The 21292-nt window shown below is 72.1% G+C and carries 18 protein-coding genes; 9 read left to right on the top strand and 9 right to left on the bottom strand.

Translation table 11 applies throughout. From position 1 onward, the window contains the following. Positions 1-18 precede the first annotated feature (18 nt). Positions 19-1257 carry a sensor histidine kinase gene (locus ABD292_RS02710; protein WP_344204924.1) on the bottom strand — a complete coding sequence of 413 codons (1239 nt, stop codon included), beginning with the start codon at positions 1255-1257 and terminating at the stop codon, positions 19-21. Beyond that, on the bottom strand, positions 1254-1931 hold the full coding sequence (locus ABD292_RS02705) for a response regulator transcription factor (RefSeq protein WP_344204923.1): 678 nt from the start codon (positions 1929-1931) through the stop codon (positions 1254-1256). Before ABD292_RS02705 ends, ABD292_RS02710 begins: the two co-directional genes overlap by 4 nt. Positions 1932-2023: 92 nt before the next feature. Between ABD292_RS02705 and ABD292_RS02700 the strand changes: the two genes are divergently transcribed. Beyond that, positions 2024-2443, top strand: coding sequence for a hypothetical protein (locus ABD292_RS02700; RefSeq protein ID WP_344204922.1), 420 nt, complete (start codon positions 2024-2026; stop codon positions 2441-2443). A gap of 67 nt (positions 2444-2510) precedes the next feature. Beyond that, positions 2511-2750 (top strand): DUF6289 family protein, encoded by a 240-nt coding sequence (locus tag ABD292_RS02695; protein WP_344204920.1) that lies wholly within the window; start codon positions 2511-2513, stop codon positions 2748-2750. A 17-nt stretch (positions 2751-2767) separates the two neighbouring features. Here ABD292_RS02695 and ABD292_RS02690 read toward each other — a convergent pair whose 3' ends face one another. Genes ABD292_RS02690 through aceB form a run of 7 tightly spaced genes read right to left on the bottom strand, consistent with a single transcriptional unit; the run spans position 2768 to position 9868 of the window. Next, the gene (locus ABD292_RS02690; protein ID WP_344204919.1) at positions 2768-2980 is read right to left on the bottom strand and encodes a DUF2277 domain-containing protein; all 213 of its coding nucleotides are present in this window, start codon (positions 2978-2980) and stop codon (positions 2768-2770) included. Between the two features lie 3 nt (positions 2981-2983). Beyond that, a complete protein-coding gene (locus ABD292_RS02685) occupies positions 2984-3727 on the bottom strand; it encodes an IclR family transcriptional regulator (RefSeq protein ID WP_344204918.1) in 744 nt (247 codons plus the stop codon). 14 nt (positions 3728-3741) lie between these two features. Next, positions 3742-4485 (bottom strand): IclR family transcriptional regulator, encoded by a 744-nt coding sequence (locus ABD292_RS02680; protein ID WP_344204916.1) that lies wholly within the window; start codon positions 4483-4485, stop codon positions 3742-3744. Further along, on the bottom strand, positions 4482-5684 hold the full coding sequence (locus tag ABD292_RS02675; RefSeq protein WP_344204915.1) for a (Fe-S)-binding protein: 1203 nt from the start codon (positions 5682-5684) through the stop codon (positions 4482-4484). Before ABD292_RS02675 ends, ABD292_RS02680 begins: the two co-directional genes overlap by 4 nt. A 2-nt stretch (positions 5685-5686) precedes the next feature. Further along, entirely contained in the window at positions 5687-6847 is a 1161-nt protein-coding gene (locus ABD292_RS02670; RefSeq protein WP_344204914.1) for an FAD-binding oxidoreductase, read from the bottom strand. Further along, positions 6844-8280, bottom strand: coding sequence for an FAD-linked oxidase C-terminal domain-containing protein (locus ABD292_RS02665; RefSeq protein ID WP_344204913.1), 1437 nt, complete (start codon positions 8278-8280; stop codon positions 6844-6846). Before ABD292_RS02665 ends, ABD292_RS02670 begins: the two co-directional genes overlap by 4 nt. 10 nt (positions 8281-8290) lie before the next feature. Next, complete coding sequence (gene aceB / locus ABD292_RS02660) at positions 8291-9868, bottom strand: malate synthase A (RefSeq protein ID WP_344204911.1); 1578 nt, start codon at positions 9866-9868, stop codon at positions 8291-8293. 157 nt (positions 9869-10025) lie between these two features. Here aceB and ABD292_RS02655 point away from each other — a divergent pair, with 157 nt between their 5' ends. From ABD292_RS02655 to holA, 7 genes are all read left to right on the top strand, one after another. Then, positions 10026-10718 carry a DUF4097 family beta strand repeat-containing protein gene (locus ABD292_RS02655; RefSeq protein WP_344204910.1) on the top strand — a complete coding sequence of 231 codons (693 nt, stop codon included), beginning with the start codon at positions 10026-10028 and terminating at the stop codon, positions 10716-10718. 84 nt (positions 10719-10802) lie between these two features. Then, positions 10803-12230 carry a GTPase HflX gene (hflX, locus tag ABD292_RS02650; RefSeq protein ID WP_344204909.1) on the top strand — a complete coding sequence of 476 codons (1428 nt, stop codon included), beginning with the start codon at positions 10803-10805 and terminating at the stop codon, positions 12228-12230. A 523-nt stretch (positions 12231-12753) separates the two neighbouring features. Beyond that, positions 12754-13962 carry an imidazolonepropionase gene (gene hutI, locus ABD292_RS02645; protein ID WP_344204908.1) on the top strand — a complete coding sequence of 403 codons (1209 nt, stop codon included), beginning with the start codon at positions 12754-12756 and terminating at the stop codon, positions 13960-13962. A 40-nt stretch (positions 13963-14002) separates the two neighbouring features. Further along, positions 14003-14920 carry a DegV family protein gene (locus ABD292_RS02640; RefSeq protein ID WP_344204906.1) on the top strand — a complete coding sequence of 306 codons (918 nt, stop codon included), beginning with the start codon at positions 14003-14005 and terminating at the stop codon, positions 14918-14920. A gap of 528 nt (positions 14921-15448) precedes the next feature. Further along, entirely contained in the window at positions 15449-16516 is a 1068-nt protein-coding gene (locus ABD292_RS02635; RefSeq protein ID WP_344204905.1) for a ComEA family DNA-binding protein, read from the top strand. A gap of 547 nt (positions 16517-17063) precedes the next feature. After that, a complete protein-coding gene (locus tag ABD292_RS02630) occupies positions 17064-19481 on the top strand; it encodes a ComEC/Rec2 family competence protein (protein WP_344204903.1) in 2418 nt (805 codons plus the stop codon). A gap of 217 nt (positions 19482-19698) precedes the next feature. Next, the gene (gene holA / locus ABD292_RS02625; protein WP_344204902.1) at positions 19699-20670 is read left to right on the top strand and encodes a DNA polymerase III subunit delta; all 972 of its coding nucleotides are present in this window, start codon (positions 19699-19701) and stop codon (positions 20668-20670) included. The last annotated feature ends 622 nt before the right edge of the window (positions 20671-21292 follow it).

The following is a 21292-nucleotide window of genomic DNA, read 5'->3' as shown; positions in this document are numbered from 1 at the left end:
AACGCCGATAACCGCGCGCTAAGCGGCTCCTAAAACCACCTCAACACGCGCCCCGCCCCCGGACGGCGAGGAGACGGCCAGCCGGCCGCCGGACGACTCGGCCGTACGCCGGACGATGTCCAGCCCCAGCCCGGTCGAGCCGCCGCCGCTGATGCCGCGCTCCAGCAGCGCGGGATCGAACCCCGGCCCGGCGTCCTCCACGGTCAGCAGCGCGCCGTCCGGGTGCCCGGTCAGTCGTACCGACAACGCGGCGCCCTCGGGCGTGTGCGCGAAGACGTTGCCCAGCAGCGCGTCCACGCACGCCGCCAGCTCCTGGGCCCGTACGGCGACGCTCAGCGGCTCGCCGGGCAGCGTCACCTCGACCTCGCGCCCCTGGTCCTCGGCCAGCACCGACCAGAACCGCACCCGTTCGCGCACCACGGCGCCCGCCTCGCACGGCTCCCGGTCGGCCGTGCGGTTGCGCGCCTCCGTGATGAGCGCGCTCACCGCCCGTTCCAGCGCGTCCACCCGGGCCTGCAGCCGCGCCGCCTCCTCGGGCTCGCGCAGCGACTCGACGTCGAGCCGGAGGCCGGTCAGCGGCGTACGCAGCCGGTGCGACAGGTCCGCGACCGACTCACGCTCGGCGACCAGCAGCTCGTCGATCCGTCCTGCCAGGTGGTTGAGCGCCAGCGCCACCGAGCGCACCTCGGGCGGCCCGCCCGGCTCGGCCCGCGCGGCGAGGTCGCCGCCGGCCAGCCGGTGCGAGACGCGGGCGAGGCCGTCCACCGGCCGGGTCACGGCCTGCGCCAGCCGGTCGGCCAGCACGATCCCGAGCACCACCAGCCCCAGCCCCAGCGCGAGCAGCGCGGCCCACGCCTCGCGCACCCCCCGCATGAGCTCGGACTCCGGCACGAACACCCTGATCACCGCCGTGCCCTCGGGCGACTGGGCGGAGACCAGCACCTCCCTGCCGTCGTCGGCCTCGGCGGTCACGCTGCGCCCGGTGGCGGCCAGCCGCACCGCGGCCGAGCGCTCGGCCCGCGCGCCGAGGGTGGTGCCGTCCGGCAGGAACACCGTCACCGGCCGCGCCACCTGCTCCACCGCGAGCGGCAGGTCCGGCGTGCCGACGGCGACCGCCACGGACCCGGCCGTGGTGAGCGCCCGGTCCATGGCGCCGTTCTCGGCCACGGACCTGATGAGCACCGCCATCGGCACCAGCAGCGCGATCAGCACCAGCGACGTGGTGGCCGCCACCAGCAGCGCCAGCCAGCGCCTCATGCCGGCTCGACCAGCTTGACGCCGACCCCGCGCACGGTGTGCAGGTAGCGGGGCTCGGCCGCGGTCTCGCCGAGCTTCCTGCGCAGCCAGGACAGGTGCACGTCCACGGTCTTGTCGGCGCCCCCGTACGGGAGCTGCCACACCTCGGTCAGCAGCTCCCGCTTGGTCACCACCTCACCGGGCCGCGCCGCCAGGTAGTGCAGCACGTCGAACTCGCGCGGCGTCAGGTCGAGCTGCGTGCCGTCCAGCGTCGCGGTACGCGCCCGCGGATCCACCCGCAGCTCCCCGACCGCCAGCGGCTCGGGCGCCGACCCGCCCGCCCGCCGCAGCACCGCCCGCACCCGGGCGTCGAGCTGCGCCGCGCTGTACGGCTTGACCACGTAGTCGTCGGCCCCCGCGTCCAGCACGGGCACCATCTCGGCGTCCCCGTCGCGGGCGGTCGCCACGATGACCGGCACCCGGCTGACCGCCCGGAGCATCCGCAGCAGCTCCACCCCGTCCAGGTCGGGCAGTCCCAGGTCGAGCACGATGAGGTCGGGCCGGTCCTGCACGGCCAGTTTGAGCCCGTCGAGGGCGGTCGGCGAGGAGGACACCGCGTGCCCCAGCTCCCGCAGCCCCCGGCTGAGCGCCGTGCGGATCGCCACGTCGTCCTCGATGAGCAGAATGTCGGCCATAGCACGAACGTAGCCGCTCACTGACCCTGGCTTGGGACGCCTTAGCCTCCCTTTAACCCGCTCTTAGCCCGACGTGGGGGAAGCTGGCGGGGATGAAGAGATACCTGCTGGCATGGGCCGCCACCGCCGTCGTCGCGACCGGGACCTCCCTGGCCGTGCTCGGGCTCGTCGGCACCGGGGTCACCGGCGCCTCGGGGCACGTCCTGTCCGAGGAGGACGTGGCCGCCGCGCTCGCCACCGCCACCGTACGCGCCGCCGCCACGCCCGCCGCCGCGCCGGAAAGCAGCCGGCAGGGCAGGCTCATCCGCAGCGCGGGCGGCACGGTCATCGCCTCCTGCGACGGCGGCCTGGTGACGCTGCGCTCGTGGAGCCCGGCCCAGGACTACTCGGTCGACGGCGTCGAGCCGGGGCCGGCGGCCGAGGCAAAGGTCGAGTTCGAGCCGCGCGAGGGCGAGGAGATCGAGCTGACGATCGGCTGCTCGGCGGGCCGGCCGGTCCTGCTCCACGGCTGACCTTTTCAACCGGCCGTCGCGGAGCGATCATCGGAGCGACCCCCCTCAACGACGGAAGGGACCGCCGATGATCCGCCGCGTCCTCACCCCTCTGCTCGCCACTCTGCTCGCCGCCGCCGCCGTCACGGCCGCCACCGCGTCCCCGGCCCAGGCCCGCGCATGCAGGATCGACCACACCTGCGTGACCACGTTCTACTCCGACGGCACGTACACGACCGTCGTCGGGGAGCTCTACGAGGACTGCGCCGGCAACCGCTCCATGTGGGGCACCCGCGGCGTCCCGGTCTTCGTCGAGACGCCCTGCTGACGTCCGCGCGGGAGCCGTCAGCGGCTCCCGCGCACCTCGAGCGCGCCGAGCAGCTCCTCGGACGCCCTCGTGACGGCCTCGACCGCACGGTCGAACGCCTCGGCGTTGTGCGCGGCCGGCGCGCGGAATCCGGAGATCTTCCTGACGTACTGCAGCGCCGCGGCGCGCACGTCGTCCTCGCTGACGCTCTCGACGTAAGGAGGACGGAGGGTCTTGATGCTCCTGCACATGACTCAACCGTAATAGCCGATGCGCTCGCTTATCTCCTGGGCGCCCCGGGCCAGCAGCTCGCCCACCTCGGGCAGCCGCTCGGGCGTCAGCCGGTAGGACGGCCCTGACGCGCTGACCGCGGCCACCACGGTCCCGTCGCCGCCGCGCACCGGCGCGGCCACGGCGTTGAGCCCGACCTCCAGCTCCTCCACGGTGACCGCCCAGCCGCGCTCCCTGATCTCGGCCAGCCCGAGCGCGTCCGGCGCGGTGATCGTACGCGGGGTGTAGCGCTCCAGCTCGCCGCCGGGCAGCCGCAGCGCGCCGAAGGCGAGCAGCACCTTGCCGCTGGAGGTGGCGTGGGAGGGGGTGCGCTGGCCCACCCAGTTGTGGCCGCTGATCGCGGCCGGGCCGCGCACCTGGCTGATGTTGACCGTGGCGCCGTCCTGCGCCACCGCGACGTTGACGGTCTCGCCGACCGCGGCGGCCAGGCGCAGGCACACGGGCCGGCTCTCGCGGGCCAGGTCGAGCTGCGCGCTGGCCGCGCCGGCCAGCCTGATCACCCCGAACCCGAGCCGGTAACGGCCCCGGTCGCCGCTCTGCTCCACCAGCCCGCCCTGCTCCAGCGCCGCGAGCAGCCGGAACGCGGTGGACTTGTGCACGTCGAGCTCCGCCGCGAGGTCGGTCACCCGGGTGGCGCCCTCGCGGGCGAGGATCTCCAGGATCGCGATGGCCCGGTCGACCGACTGGACCGTCGTGCTGTTGCTCATGGCGCAACAGGTTACTAGGAGTGCGGGCCGAACTCCCTGCCGAAGTCGAGAGCGATCTTCCCCAGCCCCTCGGCCAGCTCCGTTCGGTCCAACGCGTCGATCCGCTCGGCCGGCCCCGACACCGACATGGCCGCCACCACCCGCTCGCCGTCGCGTACCGGCACCGCCATGCAGTGCACGCCCAGCTCCTCCTCGCCGAGGTCCATGGCGTAGCCGCGCTCGTGCACCGCCGCCAGCTCGGCGAGCATGGCGTCGATCTCGGTGATGGTGTTGGGGGTGCGGCGGGGCATGCCGGTGCGCTCGAACACCGCGACCGCCTCCTGCGGGGGCCGCCCCGCCAGCAGCACCTTGCCCACCGCCGTGCTGTGCGGCAGCACCCGCCGCCCCACCTCGGCGAACATCCGCAGCCGGCGCGGCGAGGACGCCTGCGCCACGTAGACGATGAAGTCGCCTTCGAGCACGGCCAGGTTCGCCGTCTCGCCGGACAGCTCCACCATCTTCTCGAGGTACGGCTGCGCCCGCACCCCGACCATGCCCTCCGCGACCCCGCCGAGCCGCACCAGCCCGCCCCCGAGCGCGTAGCGCCGGTCGGCCTCCTGGCGTACGTAGCCGCGGGCGACCAGCGTCTGCAGCAGCCGGTGGATCGTGCCGTACGGCAGCCCCGTGCGTGCCGCGATCTCCGACAGCCCCGCCTCGCCCCCGTGCTCGGCCAGCGCCTCCAGCACGTCGAGCGCCCGCTCCACCGACTGGACGCTCACAGGCTCACCCCGCGCAGGGAGGCGTCGAGGACCTCGGCCGTGTGCGCCACCCGGATGTCGTCGCCCGCCCGCCGCATCGCGGCCGCGATCTGCATCGTGCACCCCGGGTTGGCCGACACCAGCAGCTCCGCGCCGGTCGAGCCGACCGCCTTCGCCTTGCGGTCGCCGAGCTCGCGGGCGGCCTCGGGGCGGAAGATGTTGTACGTGCCGGCCGAGCCGCAGCAGATCGCCGACTCGGGGATCTCGCGCACCTCCAGCCCGGGGATGCCGGCCAGCAGCTCGCGTGGCTGCGAGCGTACGCCCTGGGCGTGGGCCAGGTGGCAGGCGTCGTGGTAGGCGACGGTGAGCGGCAGCGGATGCCGCTCGGCGACCGGCCCCAGCTCGGTCAGGAACTCCGACAGGTCGCGCACCTCGAACCGGGGCTCCTCGCCCAGCAGCTCGCCGTACTCCTTCATCGAGGAGCCGCAGCCCGCCGAGTTGACCACGACCGTGCTCACCCCGGCCCGCTCGAAGGCCCGGACCGTGCGCCGGGCCAGCCGCCTGGCCTGCTCCTCGCGCCCGGCGTGCACGCTGAGCGCGCCGCAGCAGCCCTGACGGGGCGGGATCACCACGTCGCAGCCCTCCATCGACAGCACCCGCGCCGTGGCCGCGTTGACCTGCGGGAAGAACTCGCGCTGCACGCAGCCGAGCAGCATGCCGACCACGGCCCGGCGCTCGCCCCTGGCCCGCACCACGCGCGGCAGCCGCTCGCGCCGCTCGACGCGGGGCGCGAGCGCGGCCATCGCGCCGAGGCTCGGGTTGGCCCTGCCGACGTAGCCGGCCATGCGCCGGGCGAGCGGCGTCACCGGCCGCGTCAGCCGCAGCCGGCGCGGATAGGGGAAGAGGCTGAACACGATGCCGCGCACCGCCCGCTCCTGGGGGTCGCGCTCGTGCCGCCGCTCCACCTCCACCCGGGTCAGCTCGATCAGCCGGTCGTAGCGCACGCCCGACGGGCAGGCGGTCACGCAGGCCATGCAGCCGAGGCAGGCGTCGAAGTGCCCGGCCATCTCCGGCGTCACCGGCGTGCCCTCGACGTGCTGCTTCATCAGGTGGATGCGCCCGCGCGGCGAGTCCATCTCCTCGCCCCACAGCACGTACGTCGGGCACGTCGGCAGGCAGAACCCGCAGTGCACGCAGTCGTTGATCAGTTTGGGGTCCATGCTCAGATGCCTCCCACGAACCGGCCGGGAGACATCCTGCGCCCGGGATCGAACCGTTCCTTGACGCGCCGCATCAGCGGCAGCGCGCTCACCTGCCCCCACCGGTCGAGCCCGGCGCGCGGCGCGGCCAGCACGTTCACCCGCCCGCCCCCGGCCTCCACCCGTCGCCGCAACCCGGCCAGGACCTCGGCTTCCACAGGTTCAGCCGGCACCAGCAGCACCCGCCCGGACAGCACCGACCCGCGCAGCGCCAGCCCGGCCCGCTCGGCCGCCTCCAGCACGGCCGCCAGGCCCGTGGCGGGGAACCGCGCCTCGACCAGCGTCTCGTCCCGGGGGACCAGCCCCCACCACGGGGGCGGCGCGTCGGAGATCTCGCCGCCGCCCACCAGCTCGCGCAGCGCCGCCGCCCGGCTCTCCGCCGCCGCACCCTCGGCCAGCACCGCGAGCACCGGGCGCGCGTCCGGCTCCGGCCGCTCCACCTCGGCGGCGCTCGGCTCGGCCTGCGAGGCGGCCAGCGCCGCCGCGATCCCCGGCAGGTCCGCCGCCTCGACCTCGGCACACACCCAGCGCCGCGCGGCGGGCAGCGGGTGCAGCCGGAACGTGGCCTCGGCGATGACGCCGAGCGTGCCGTAGGAGCCGGTGAAGAGCTTGCCGAGGTCGTAGCCCGCGACGTTCTTGACGACCTTGCCGCCCGAGCGGGCGATCGTGCCGTCCGCCAGCACCACCGTGACGCCGATGAGCAGGTCGCGCGGCGTGCCGTAGCGGAAGGCGCGCGGGCCGGCGGCCCCGGTGGCCAGCGTGCCGCCCACCGTCGCGTCCTCGGGCGCGTCGACCGCCAGCTCCTGGCCCTCGTCCGCGAGCGCGGCGGCCAGGGCGCCCATCGTCACCCCCGCCTGCGCGCGGACCACCAGGTCGCCCGCCGCGTGCTCCAGGACCTTGTCGAGACGGCTCAGGTCGAGCCGCACGTCGCAGCGCTCCGGGGGCGCCCCCCAGTGCAGCTTCGTGCCGCCGCCCGCGGGCACCACCGCGAGGTCCCGCTCGGCGCAGGCCCGCAGCACCGCCGCGACCTCCTCGACGCTCTCGGGCAGCGCGACCCACCGGGGGAGCACGCCGCCGACGGCGTCCCCGGGGCCCGCCTGCCCGACCGTCACACCCTCGATCAAAACTGCTCCGCCTTCCCCGACTCGACCAGCGGATGGACGCCCTTGCGCACGCCCGGCACCTCGCCGCACAGGCGCGGCGTGGGGAACACCTTGCCCGGATTGGCCAGGCCCTCCGGGTCGAACGCGCACCGGACGAGCTGCATGGTGTCGAGATCGGTCGCGCTGAACATCCGCGGCATGTAGCGCGCCTTGTCCACGCCGACGCCGTGCTCCCCGGTGATCGAGCCGCCGTGCTCGACGCACAGGTCGAGGATCGCGCCCGACACCACCTCGGCCCGCTCGCCCGCGCCCGGCTCGGCGTCGTCGAACAGCACCAGCGGATGCAGGTTGCCGTCTCCCGCGTGGAAGACGTTCGCCACCCTGATGCCGTGCTCGGCCGAGATCCGGTCGATGGCGGCCAGCACGCCGGGCAGCGCCGTGCGCGGCACCACGCCGTCCTGGACGATGTAGGCCGGGCTGATGCGGCCCACCGCCGCGAACGCCGACTTGCGGCCCTTCCAGATCGCCGCCCGCTCGGCCGCGTCCGCCGCCACGCGCAGCTCGAACGCGCCCGCGCAAATCTCCCTGAGCCGCGCGAACTGCCGCTCCACCTCCGCCGCCGGCCCGTCCAGCTCCACGATCAGCACCGCCCCGGCGCCCTCGGGGTAGGAGCAGGCCACGGCGGCCTCGGCCGCCTCGATCGCGAGCGCGTCCATCATCTCGATCGCGGCCGGCACGATGCCCGCCCCGATGATCTCCGAGACCGCCTGGCCGCCCTGCTCGATGCTCTCGTACGCGGCCAGCACCGTGGTGACGGCCTCCGGCGCCCGGCTGAGCCGTACGGTGATCTTGGTGGCGATGCCGAGCGTGCCCTCCGAGCCGATGAACGCGCCCAGCAGGTCGTAGCCGGGGTCCATCCGGTCCAGCGTGACCAGGTCGCCGTCAGGGGTGACGATCTCGCACGCCTCGACGTGGTTGACGGTGAAGCCGTACTTGAGGCAGTGGGCGCCGCCCGAGTTCTCCGCCACGTTGCCGCCGATCGAGCAGACCTGCTGGCTGGAGGGGTCGGGCGCGTAGTAGTAGCCCTGCTCGCGCACGGCCTCGGTGATGGCGAGGTTCGTCACGCCCGGCTCCACCACGGCCCGCCGGCCCGGCAGGTCGATCTCCAGGACGGCGCGCATCTTCGAGGTCACGATGAGCACGCCGTCCTCGCGGGGGAGCGCGCCCCCGGACAGGCCGGTGCCCGCGCCCCTGGCCACGAAGGGCACCCCGAAGTCGTTGCAGAGGCGTACCACCCGGGCGACCTGCTCGGCCGTGGCCGGCAGCACGACCACGCCCGGGGTCGCCCGGTGGTAGGTGAGGCCGTCGCACTCGTAGGTGCGCAGGCGCACCGGATCGGTGATGACCGAATCGCGGGGCAGCACCGAGAGCAACGCCGTCGTCAGTGTCTCCATCACGCCTTTTCTACGGCATCCGGGCGTAGGCGGGGAGGGTCAGGAACTCGGCGAAGTCGTCGTCGAGCGCCACTTCCTTGAACAGCGCCGTGGCCTGGCCGAACAGCTTCTCGTCGTACCCCGGCTCCTTGGCCGCCTGCTCCAGCTCCTCCGCGATGATCCGCTCGACCAGCTCCTTCGTCACCCGCTCGCCCGTGTCGGCCAGCGTGATGTCGTTGTGGATCCACTGCCAGATCTGCGAGCGGGAGATCTCGGCCGTGGCGGCGTCCTCCATGAGGTTGTGGATGGCCACCGCGCCGGAGCCGCCCATCCACGCGGCCAGGTAGCGCAGCGCCACGTCCACGTTGCTGCGCAGCCCGGCCTCGGTGATGTCGCCCGGCGTCTCGGAGACCGACAGCAGGTCGGCGGCCGAGACGGCGACGTCCTCACGCACCCGGTCGAGCTGGTTGGGCCGCTCGCCGAGCACCCCGTCGAAGACCTCCCTGCAGATCGGCACCAGGTCCGGGTGCGCCACCCACGAGCCGTCGAACCCATCGCCCGACTCGCGCGTCTTGTCCGCCCGCACCTTCTCCAGCGCCACCGCGTTGACCTCGGGGTCGCGGCGCGAGGGGATGAACGCCGCCATCCCGCCGATCGCGTGCGCGCCGCGCTTGTGGCAGGTGCGCACCAGCAGCTCGGTGTACGCGCGCATGAACGGCGCCGTCATCGTCACCGCGTTCCGCTCCGGCAGCAGGAACTCCCGCCCCCGGGTGCGGAACTTCTTGATCACGCTGAACAGGTAGTCCCAGCGGCCCGCGTTGAGCCCCGCCGAGTGCTCGCGCAGCTCGTAGAGGATCTCCTCCATCTCGAACGCGGCCGGGTAGGTCTCGATGAGCACGGTGGCCCTGATGGTGCCGTGCGGGATGCCGAGCAGCTCCTGCGCGCGGGTGAAGACGTCGTTCCAGAGCCGCGCCTCCAGGTGCGACTCCATCTTCGGCAGATAGAAGTACGGGCCCTTGCCCTTGTCGAGCTGCCGCTGCGCGCAGTGGAAGAAGTAGAGGCCGAAGTCGAACAGCGAGGCCGACACCGGCCGCCCGTCGACGTTCGCGTGCTTCTCGTCCAGGTGCCAGCCGCGCGGCCGGACCACGATCGTGGCCAGCTCGTCGTCCGGGCGCAGCGCGTAGGACTTGCCGCCGGTCTCGAAGTCGATCGCGCGGTCGAGCGCGTCGCGCAGGTTGAGCTGGCCGGCCACGCAGTTCTCCCAGAGCGGCGAGTTGGCGTCCTCGAAGTCGGCCAGCCACACCTTCGCGCCGGAGTTGAGCGCGTTGATGGTCATCTTCTTGTCGACCGGTCCGGTGATCTCGACGCGCCGGTCCTCCAGGCCGGACGCCGGGGACGCGACCTGCCAGTCGCCCTCCCTGATCTCCTTCGTCTCCGGCAGGAAGTCGAGGGTGCCGCCCGCCGACAGCTCCGCCTGCCGCGCCTGCCGGGCCTCCAGCAGCTCCAGCCGCCTGGAGTCGAACTCCCGGTGGAGCGCCGCCACGAAGTCGAGCGCCTGCGGGGTGAGGATCTCGTCGAACCGGTCGAGCCTCGGGCCGGTGATCTCCATACAGGGCCTCTTTTCCGCTCTGTGGAAAATGGATTCTGGATTGTGGAAGTGACGCTACTCTGCCCGGCCTTCCGGGTCAAAGACCGGGGGTCCCCCGGGTCGTCTTAGGGGACATCCCCGATGGGCGCGGGCGGCTCGCCGGGGGGAAGATCGATCCATGAGAACGATCGCGATCGCGGGTGGCCTGCTGGCCGGGGCCGCGCTGCTGACGGGCTGCGGACTGGACGCCATCGCCGGCCCCACCAACAAGGACACCAAGTCCTACGAGGTGACCGACCGGGTGACCGAGCTGCGGCTCGACGGCGCCTCCGGCGATGCCGTGATCACCGAGACCGGCGGCACGGCCGTCCGCGTCACCGAGACCCTGCGCTGGAGCGGCGACTCCAGGCCCACGCCCGAGCACAAGGTCGAGGGCGGCACGCTGGCCCTCTTCTACTCCTGCCCGTCCAGCCTGGGCACCTGCGGCGTCGACTACAGGATCGAGGTCCCCAAGGGGCTCGCCGTCGACCTGGAGACCGGGTCGGGTGACATCACGCTGCGCGCCCTCAGCGGGGACGTACGCGTCCACGTGGCCTCCGGCGACGTGGACGCCGCCGACCTGAGCGGCAAGAACGTCGTGGCCGACTCCGGCTCCGGCAACGTCGAGCTCAAGTACGCCACCGCCCCCACCAGCGCCCGGCTCAAGGCCGGTTCGGGGGACGTCTCCCTGTTCGTCCCCGACGGCGCCTACGACGTGTCGACCGACGTGGGCTCGGGCGACGTGGAGGTCTCGGTGAAGAACGACCGCTCCTCCCCGAACAAGATCTCCGTCAGCACCGGGTCGGGCAACATCAGCGTGTCAGCGCGATAACCAGGTGCTTACGCAGGGGATGTCGTGCCACCATCGGGGAAGACATCGAGGTGTCCAGACGTTTCCCTCATAGAGATGACACGAATGCACAAAAACACCGCACTCGACGAGTTCGAGACCACAGGCTTCGACACCGGGGAATTCGACCTTGAGGAGCGTCAGGCGCTGCGGCGCGTGGCGGGCCTCTCCACCGAGCTCCAGGACGTCTCCGAGGTCGAGTACCGGCAGCTGCGGCTTGAACGGGTCGTTCTCGTCGGCGTCTGGACCTCCGGCACCGCCGAGGACGCAGACAACTCCTTGCTGGAGCTCAAGCTTCTCGCGGAGACGGCCGGCTCCCAGGTGCTCGACGGCCTCATCCAGCGGCGCCAGAAGCCCGACCCCGCGACCTACATCGGCTCGGGCAAGGCCCTTGAGCTGCGCGACATCGTGGAGTCGACCGGCGCCGACACCGTGATCTGCGACGGTGAGCTGACCCCCGGCCAGCTCCGCCAGCTCGAAGACACCGTCAAGGTCAAGGTCATCGACCGCACGGCGCTGATCCTCGACATCTTCGCCCAGCATGCCAAGAGCCGCGAGGGCAAGGCCCAGGTCGAGCTGGCGCAGCTCCAATACCTGCTGCCGCGGCTGCGCGGCTGGGGTGGCAACCTGTCCCGCCAGGTCGGCGGACGGGCGGCGGGCGGCGTCGGCATCGGCGGCCGCGGCCCCGGTGAGACCAAGATCGAGCTGGACCGCCGCCGCATCCGCGAGCGGATGGCCAAGCTCCGCCGGCAGATCGGTGGCATGTCCACCGCGCGCGACACCAAGCGTCAAGCGCGCCAGCAGCGCGAGGTCCCGGCCGTGGCCATCGCCGGCTACACCAACGCCGGCAAGTCCTCGCTGCTCAACCGCGTCACCGGCGCGGGCGTGCTGGTGGAGGACGCGCTGTTCGCCACCCTCGACCCGACCGTGCGCCGCGCGCGCACGCCCGAAGGCAGGCTGTTCACGATCGCCGACACCGTCGGCTTCGTCCGCCACCTGCCGCACCAGCTCGTCGAGGCGTTCCGCTCCACGCTGGAGGAGGTCGCCGACGCCGATCTGATCCTGCACGTGGTCGACGGCTCGCACCCCGACCCCGAAGGCCAGCTCGCCGCCGTGCGCGAGGTGCTGGCCGACCTCGACGGCGTCTCGGGCATCCCCGAGATCGTCGTGGTCAACAAGGCCGACGCGGCCGACCAGGAGGTCCTCGACCGCATCACGCGGCGCGAGCGGCGCAGCATCGTGGTCTCGGCGCGCACCGGCAAGGGCATCCCCGAGCTCATGGAGCTCATCGAGCGGGAGCTGCCGCGGCTCGACCACGAGGTGCACCTGCTGGTGCCGTACGAGCGGGGCGACCTGGTCTCGCGGGCCCACAAGGAGGGCGAGGTGCTCTCCGTGGACCACGTCGAGGACGGCACGGTCCTTCACGCCCGCGTGCTGCCCAGTCTGTTCCAGGAGCTGGAGCGGGTGGGCAAGCCGGTGGAGCGCGTTTCGTAGAAGCACTTTCACGATTCACCCGGGGCGCCCCGCCGTACTGCGGTACGGTGGGGCGGTCCGATTGTCGGGCACGTCACGGCATGGCTGGGGAGGTCTTGCCGCAAAGCGTGCAGACTTGCCCAAAAGCGGCAGTGGTCCCTGAAGCCCTGGTATTGCTACGATTGGCCAGACCTGACGTAGGTCTGGCTGTCTTGGCTGAGGTTCGGCTTCCGGGTTTCGGATGATGACTGAAGGTGTCAAAGTCATCAGCGGGGGCCGCGTGAACGAGGTGGGGCTGGGTGACGGTGGGGATGACTGGTCTTTCTTCCGAATAACCCTGTACACCGGCCCGATATGTGAAATAACGTAACTGAACTGAAATCGCCGGATCATGACTCTGGCGATACGGTCACCGCACAACAGACGCGGATGAGAGCAGGAGACCCCCCATGTCGTCCGGACCCGGAGCGGACTCAGTGGGCGCGGCACAGGCCGTGCGCTGGGCCATGCGCTCGCGCGGGGGCTCGCGCAGGGCGGTGATGCGGTGACCGTTCGGCTCCTGACCAACATCGGCCGCCTCTGGACCGGCAACGAGGTCCTCAGCAACGCGGCCATCCTCGTGCACAACGACCGCATCGCGTGGGTCGGGCGGGCGCCCGACCTGCCGCAGAGCGTGCCCGGGGTCGTCGACGACATCGTCGACGTCGACCACGTGGAGAACCTCGGCGGCGCGCTGGTCACGCCCGGCCTCATCGACGCCCACACGCACCCCGTCTACGCCGGCAACCGCTACGCCGAGCTGGCCATCCGCACCGGCGGCTCCAGCGCCGCCTCGATCACCGCGGCGGGCGGCGGCGTCGGCTCGACCGTCACCGTGACCCGCGGCACCGACCCGTGGACCCTGTGCAACGGCGTACGCGAGCGGCTGCGCAGCTGGCTGCTCAGCGGCACCACCACCGTCGAGGCCAAGACCGGCTACCACCTCACGCGCGACGGCGAGCTCGCCGACGTGCGGCTCCTGCGTGAGCTGGAGAAGGAGCCGATGATGCCGCGCGTGCACGTCACGTTCCTCGCGGCGCACGTCGTGCCTCCGGAATACTTCGGCCGTCAGCGCGAATACGTCGAGGCCGTGGGCGCCTGGTGCGCCGACGCGGCCGCGGCCGGCGCCGACAGCGTCGACGTCTACTGCGACGAGGGCCACTTCACCACCGAGGAATCCCGCTGGGTCCTCGCCTCCGGCCGCAACGTCGGCCTGCTGCCGCGCATCCACGCCGGCCTCTTCGCCCGCCGCGGCGCCGTCCAGCTCGCCGCCGAGCTCGGCTGCGCCTCCGCCGACGGGTTGCACCACATGTCCGACGAGGACATCGCCATCATGTCCCGCTACGGCGTGCCCGCCGTGGTCTGCCCGGCCACCGCCCTCCAGCGCGGCCACCTCCCGCCGGTCCGCCAGATGATCAAGCACGGCGTGCAGATCGCGCTCGGCAGCGACCACAACCCCGGCTACTGCGGCATCACCTCGATGTCGCTGGTCATCGCGATGGCGGTGTCGGCGTTCGGGATGAGCGTCAACGACGCGCTGCGGGCCGCCACGCTGGGCGGCGCGACCGTGCTCGGGGCGCCCGACCGCGGCGTCCTCGCGCCCGGCCGCCTCGCCGACATCGTCCAGTGGGACGCCGACCACGAAGGCGCCTTCGCCTGGTCCTTCGGCCTCAAGCCACGCCGAGTGTGGCGGGGTGGGACGCCCGTTCAGTAGTTAGTCTCGGGGTATGCCGTCTTTGCCCCGAATCGCCGTCGTGACCGACTCGACTGCCTGCCTGGTTGACGAGGTGGACGGGGTTACGGTGGTCCCGATCACCATGATCGTCAGCGGCACCCCCCACGACGACCCCACCCCCCACGACGACCCCACCCCCCACGACGACCCCACGCCCCACGACGACCCCACGCCCCACGAGGACCCCATCCCCCACCCGAACCAGGCCCCTCCGGCCTCCTTCGACCCCACAGCTTTGGGCTCCGGCTCTGGTTCGGGCTCGGCCTCCACCTCCCGTCCCTCGCCCGCCCGCTTCGCCGCCTGCTATGCGGCGCTCGCGGAATCAGGCGTCACTGCAGTCGCCTCAATCCACTTATCAGCCGAAATGTCGGGCACCGTGGACTCCGCACGAGCGGCTGCCCGCGACGCGGCCATCCCGGTCGAGGTGATCGACAGCCGGTCCATAGGGATGGGCCTCGGCTACCCGGTCCTGGCCGCCGCCCGCGCCGCCGCCGCCGGCGCGTCATTGGAGACGGTGACATCGGCCGCCCGCCGGTGCGCCACGTCCACGCGGACGTACTTCTACGTCGACACCCTGGACAACTTGCGCCGCAGCGGCCGCATCGGCGCCGCCGCCCGCCTCCTCGGCTCGGCTCTCATGATCAAGCCTCTGCTCCACATCGTGGACGGCCAGATCTCCCTTCTGGAGAAGGTCCGCACCGCCACGCGCGCCATCGCCCGCCTGGAGGATCTGGCGGTGCAAGCGGCCGGCGACGGCCCCGTGGAACTGGCAGTCCAGCACCTGGCCGCCCGCCCCCGAGCCGAAGCCCTGGCGGAACGCCTCCGTAAACGCCTCCCCGCCCTCGCCGACCTTCAGGTGGTCGAGGTCGGTCCGGTCATCGGCGTACACGTGGGCCCTGGCATGCTCGGCCTCACCATCACCCCCCACACCTCTTGAGCCCCCACACTTCCTGGGCCCTAGCGCCTCCTCTTGAGCGGCCGCACCTTCCTGGGCCCGAGCGCTTCGTGAGCGGCCCCACTTCCTGGCCTTGGCGCCTTTTGAACCGGCGCACTCCCTGGGGCCCTGGCGCTTCCTGAGCGGCCGCACTTCCTGGGCCCGAGCGCGCCTCCTGAGCCGCCACCCCTCCTGAGCCCTAGTCGAGCCTGAGCTGCCACCCCTCCTGCGGCGCCCTCGCGCCCTCTGAGCCGAGCCTCCGTCCCAATCGCACGGCGTCCTCGGTACCTCTGCACCCCCTCTGGGCCGTTCGGACCCCGTGAGCCCTCGTAACGGCCTGTGCAGCGCTGCTATCCACAGGCTCTACGCCCATCGTCACCGCTATCCCCAGAACCCCGTTCGGCCCTTCGCCTCGTTCGCAATCGCCCTACTGTCTCTGCCGTGCGAACTCCCGATCCGACCACAGAGCGGGCCATAGCCGAATCCCGGCTACGGTCGCTCATCAACCCTCCACGCCGCCCCCGCCGTCTCTTGCCCTACCGTCGCACGCCCAGCCACGCCCCGCACAAGCTCACAACCCTCACCACCCGGGGCCAGGAGCTCGCCAAGAACCGCATACCCGGCACTCACCGCCACCAGGACAGTGCACCCCTCCACCCCACCGACCCATCTCCCCCCTTCCGCCGTTCCCGCGACGGCACCGCCACTCTTGACAGCACTCCCTACGCCGCCACCCCGAACCCCGGCACTTTCCGCCCCACCCACGACCTCGACGACTTGCTCGCCATCCGCGATGCCGGCCCCTTCTACTCCGGCCCTGAACTCACGAGCCCCCAGGACCACGACCTCACCTCAGAAGCCGCCGGATCCCCACCTGTCACCGACGACTTCGACCAGCACGCCTTCCCTTCGCCGGACAGCGGCCACCAGCCCTTCGAACCACCGCCGCGCCATCCCGACACCGCCGCCGCCCCCATCTCTCCCTCCTTCCAGGCATTCCGCGCCGCCCTGACCTCCCGGGCCCCAACCCTCGATCCCGGCAGGCCGGGCCTCCGCGTGCTGCTCGCCATCGGAGCAGTCGCGGTAGCGGCCGCCGTCTACTTCGTCTGGCAATCACAGCCAACCCCGCAACCGCTGCCGCCCCCCACCCCGACCGCCCTCGTGACACCCACCGCCGCCGCCACGATCAGATTGACCGTCCATGTCACCGGCAAGGTCCGCAAACCAGGCGTCTATCTCCTCCCCGCAGGCACCCGAGTGGCAGACGCGGTGACAGCGGCCGGCGGCCCCTCCCGTACCAGCGCGACGGGCTCCCTCAACCTGGCCAGACGCCTGATCGACGGCGAGCAGATCGTCGTAGGAGCCCCAGGAACATCCGCTGCCGTCCCCGGGGCGAGCCCGGCAGACGCCGTCCTCGACCTGAACACCGCGACCCCCGACCAGCTCGAACAACTCCCAGGCGTCGGCGAAGTCCTCGCCGCCCGCATCGCCGAGTTCCGCGACTCCCACGGCGGCTTCACCAGCGTCGAGCAACTACGCGAGGTCTCCGGCATAGGCCCGCGCAAGTACGCGGAGATCAAGCCGAAGGTCCGCATCTGACATGACCAGGCGCAAAGGCCCTCCGCCAAGCTCACAGCCACCAGGTGCGCAGCCAACCACGCCCCGACGAACCGAGTCCGATCCCCACCCAACCGCCATCAGCACGGCAGCAGCATCAGTACACAAGCCCACGTCACAACAGGACTCACCGAACGCCTCCAACGGCGAGCACGCACCGGACAGCGAGCACAAGCCCTCCTGGCCCCTCATGCTGCCTGCCCTGGCCGCCTGGGCCAGCGCCTTGGTTCTCCTGAGCTGCTCCGCCACCGTGGGCATGCTCGTCGCTGCCATCGCAGCCGTGGCCGCCGGAACAACCGCCTGGCACACCCGCCGCCGCCCCCGCTGGGGGAATCAGGACGCCACACGCCCCTCCACGTCCCGACAACCGCAAGCAGGCCAAGCGGGGATAGATGCCACTACCGAGCAGCACAGATGGCGCAATATCGTCCTAGCCTCACTGATCGCCGCAGCCGCGTCCTCAGCCTCTGTCGCACTCCGAGTACACGCCCTCACCACCGGACCAGTAGCCGATCTGGCGGCCAGGAACGTGACCATCACCGCCCAGATCGCGATCACCGATGATCCGAGACGCAGACCCCAGCACCACTACCAAGGCCCACAACAGTTCATCCAGGACAGGTACGTCGTCCCGGCCACCCTGAAGACCATCCGGTCGCACGCCACCACGACCACCGGCCACCAGTCAGTCAACGTCCCCATCACCGTCTTCGCCAGCGGCCGCACATGGGGTGCCCTGCTGCCGAGCCAGCAGGTTGAGGTCACCGGCCGCCTCGCCAGACCCACCCCTGGCGACCTGGAGGCGGCGATCCTCCTCGTACGCGGACCACCACGCGTACTGACGGCCCCGTCGCCCCTCCAAACCGCGGCCGGCAGCCTGCGAGCGGGCCTGCGTACCGCCGCCGACGCGTTGCCTCCGGACCAGCGCGGCCTCCTGCCCGGCCTCGTGGTGGGCGACGTCTCCCGCATGGACCCCCAGGTGTCGGCCGACCTCAAGGAGACCGGCCTGAACCACTTGAACGCGGTGAGCGGCGCCAACCTCGCCATCGTCGCGGGCGCTACGCTCGCGCTGTCCCGCCTGCTCAGGCTCTCCCTCACCACGAGAGCCGGCTTCGCCGCCCTTGCCATGCTCTGCTTCGCCGTGGTGGCACGTCCGTCGCCGAGCGTCCTGAGAGCGCTCCTCATGGGGTTGGCCGCCTGCGTAGCCCTGGCCACGGGCCGCGCCAAGGACGGGTTCGCGGCGCTCTCGGCGACCGTTCTGCTGTTGACGTTGTTCGCTCCCGAGCTGGCCCGCTCCTACGGCTTCGCCCTGTCGGTGGCGGCCACCGCCGGCATCCTGCTCATCGCCCCACGCTGGCGCGACCGCTGGTCACGGACGACCGCGAACAAGGAAGACGCCGCCGAGCACCAGGATGCGCGACCGGGAGGCGGCCGTCTCCTGCTGCCGCGCTGGCTGGCGGAGGCGGTGGCCGTGCCTGCGGCGGCGCAGGTGGCCGTGACGCCTGTCCTCGTGCTGATGTCGGGTCAGGTGACGCCCGTGGCGTTGCTCGCGAACCTGCTCGTCGCCCCGGCCGTGGCGCCGGCGACGTTGCTGGGGTTCGGGGCGGCGCTCGTCGCGCCCCTCTGGCCGGACGCCGCCGCGCTGCTGGTCATCCCCGCCGGGTACGCCGTCGGCTGGATCATCACGGTCGCCGGTTGGGCCGTCGATCTGCCGTTCGCCACGGTCCCGTGGCCGAGCGGGCTCGCGGGACTCGGCCTGCTGGCTGTCACCGTGGCCGTGGTGATGATCGTGCTTCGCCGTCGGGCTTGGCGCGTGCTGGCGTTGACCCTCGCGGGTACGGCGCTGGTGGCGGTGCTGGTCGTCCGCCCGCTCGTGGGGTCATGGCCGCCGGACGGATGGCTCATGATCATGTGCGACGTTGGCCAGGGCGACGGCATGGTGATCGCGGCTGGAGCCGGGCAGGGCGTGGTGGTGGACACCGGACCGGACCCGGTCCTCATGGATAAATGCCTGCGAAGAGCCGGCATCAAGGACGTACCGCTGCTTGTGCTCACTCACCCGCACGCCGACCACGTCAACGGTCTACCTGGGGTGTTGAGGAACCGGCGAGTCGGGGCGGTGGTCATCAGCTCCCGTCCTACCAACCCGCAGGCGAGCACCCGCATCTCGGCCGACCTGGCACGCCGCCGCATCCCCGAATGGGCGGTGGCGCCGGGGACCGGTTGGCGGTTCGGGCCGTCGGAGGTGAGCGTCATCGCGCCCGAGGCCGGCGGCGGCCCTGCGCACGGGCAGGGGGAGGGAAGCACGATCAACAACGCGAGCGTGGTGCTGTGGGTCCGCTGGCGGGCGGGGTCGATGCTCTTCGGCGGCGACCTGGAGACCGAGGCCCAGGACGAGCTGTTACGCCGGCATCCCGTACGCGCCGACATTCTCAAGACGCCCCACCACGGGTCGAACCGTCAGTCACCGGCCTTCCTCGCCTCGCTGGGAGCACGGGCGGCGCTGATCAGCGTGGGAGCCGACAACGACTACGGCCACCCTGCCCCGTCTACGCTCGCCCTGTTGCAACGCATCGGTGCCAGGCCCTACCGGACCGACCGATCAGGCGACCTGGCCGTGGTGGAGCGCGACGGCGGCCTGGCGATCGTGGCGCGGGGTGATCCCAGGGCACCGAAGGCGTACGGCCCACGCCGCGGGGACCGCGGCGACCAAGGGGACCACGGCGGCCACGGCGGCCACGGCGGCCACGGCGGCCACGGCGGCCGCGGGGACCAAGGCGGCTACGGGGACCACGGCGGCTACGGGGACCACGGGGACCACGGGGACCACGAGCATCAGGGAGAAAGGCTGCCTGGGGATGAGCTGGGGCAGAGCCGCGCCTTGAGGAGACGATCGCCTTCCGACGCACACGCCTTCGAGGAACAGGTGGCCTCAACTAGCTGGTGATCGCCGAGTCCTCGCGGATGAGATTGCAGAAGACGCAAGCCGTGATCGCGAGTCTGGCAGAGGGCTGTCGGCATGGGTGGCACGTCTGCGGCGGATCTCTCAGCGGTTCTTGTGCTGGCCGCCTCGCCCGGACGGCTCGCTTCGACTGCCATGTGAGGGGCGTGGGGTGTGGGGTTCGAGTACCGGGTTGTCGGCGGTGCATGGCATGCTGCCTGGCATGGCGGCAACCGATCCAGCACCTGTGACCCTGGTCCTCGGCGATGAGGAACTGCTGGCCGAGCGGGCGGTGAGTGGCGTGGTCGCGGCGGCGCGGGCCGTCGATCCGAGTGCCGAGGTGCACGACCTCGTCGGTGGCAAGGTGACGACGGGGGAGCTGACCCAGCTGACCTCGCCGTCGTTGTTCGGGGATCGGTCGGTGGTGGTGATCCGGAACGCGCAGGATCTGCCCAAGGACGTGATCACGAAGATCGTGACGTACGCCAAGCAGCCCTCCGACGACACTGTGCTCGTGCTGGCGCACCCCGGCGGGGTCAAGGGGAAGGCGCTGGTCGACGGGGTGAAGAAGGCCAAGGCCGCGGTGATCACAATCAGCAAGGTCACCAAGGCGGGCGAGCGCCTGGACTTCATCAAGGGGGAGTTCAAGCGGGTGGGGCGAGGGATCGCGCCGGACGCGGCGCAGGCGCTGCTCGACGCGGTGGGCAATGACCTGCGGGAGCTGGCGGCGGCGTGCAGCCAGCTGGCGTTCGACACGGATGACAAGACGATCGGTACGACCTCCGTGGCCCGCTACCACAAGGGGCGGGCGGAGGTCAGCGGGTTCAACGTGGCCGACTCGGCCATCGAGGGGCGGCTGGCGGAGGCGCTGGAGCAGCTTCGGTGGGCGCTCGGCACGGGAGTGGCGCCAGTGCTGCTGGTGAGCGCGCTGGCCAACGGGTTGCGTTCGCTGGCCAAGGTCGCCGGGGCACCGCGCAACGCGCGGGGGGCGCAGCTCGCCGGTCAGCTCGGCATGCCGCCCTGGAAGGTGGACCGGGTGAAGCGGCAGCTCAACGGCTGGGGGCCGGACGGGTTGTCGAGGGCCATCCAGGCGGTGGCCGACGCGGATGAGCAGGTCAAGGGCGGGGGAGCGGATCCGGCGTACGCGCTGGAGCACACAGTGCAGGTCATCGTGGCGAGCCGCACTGGTAGGTGAGCGGATGGAGCCCCACCGGCAGGTGGCTGGATGGGCCCGCGCCGGTAGGTGAGCGGATGGAGCTGTGCCGGCAGGTGGTCGGATGGGCCCGCGCCGGTAGGTGAGCGGATGGAGCTGTGCCGGCAGGTGGCTGGATGGCGGCGCATCGGCGGGTGAGCGGATGGGGCTGTACCGGTAGGTGGCTGGATGGGCCCGCGCCGGTAGGTGAGCGGATGGAGCTGTGCCGGCAGGTGGCTGGATGGCGGCGCATCGGCGGGTGAGCGGATGGGGCCGTACCGGTAGGTGGCTGGATGGGCCCGCGCCGGTAGGTGAGCGGATGGAGCTGTGCCGGCAGGTGGCTGGATGGTGGCGGACCGGCGGGCGAGCGGACGGGGCTGAGCCGGCAGATGACTGGATGGCGGCGCACAGGCGGGTGATTGCAGCGAGCCGCGACCTTAGGTGACCTTCGGTGCTGCTGCCGTCGTTGTCGCTGCTTCTTCCGCCGTTGCCGTTGCCGTCGCTGGCGCCGCTGTAGGTTCTGTGGCCTCGTCGGCTGTGGGTGATGCTGCTGGAGTGTGGGCCGGGCGGGTGGGGAGTTGTTTGCGTGGCCCAGCCGGGGAGCCCCTTTGCGCCGGAGAGGGTA

Origin of the sequence: Nonomuraea bangladeshensis (assembly GCF_039529455.1) — a bacterium.
Taxonomy (GTDB): domain Bacteria; phylum Actinomycetota; class Actinomycetes; order Streptosporangiales; family Streptosporangiaceae; genus Nonomuraea; species Nonomuraea bangladeshensis.
The sequence above is the reverse complement of the archived record's forward strand: the minus strand, read 5'-3'. Positions and strand labels throughout refer to the sequence as shown.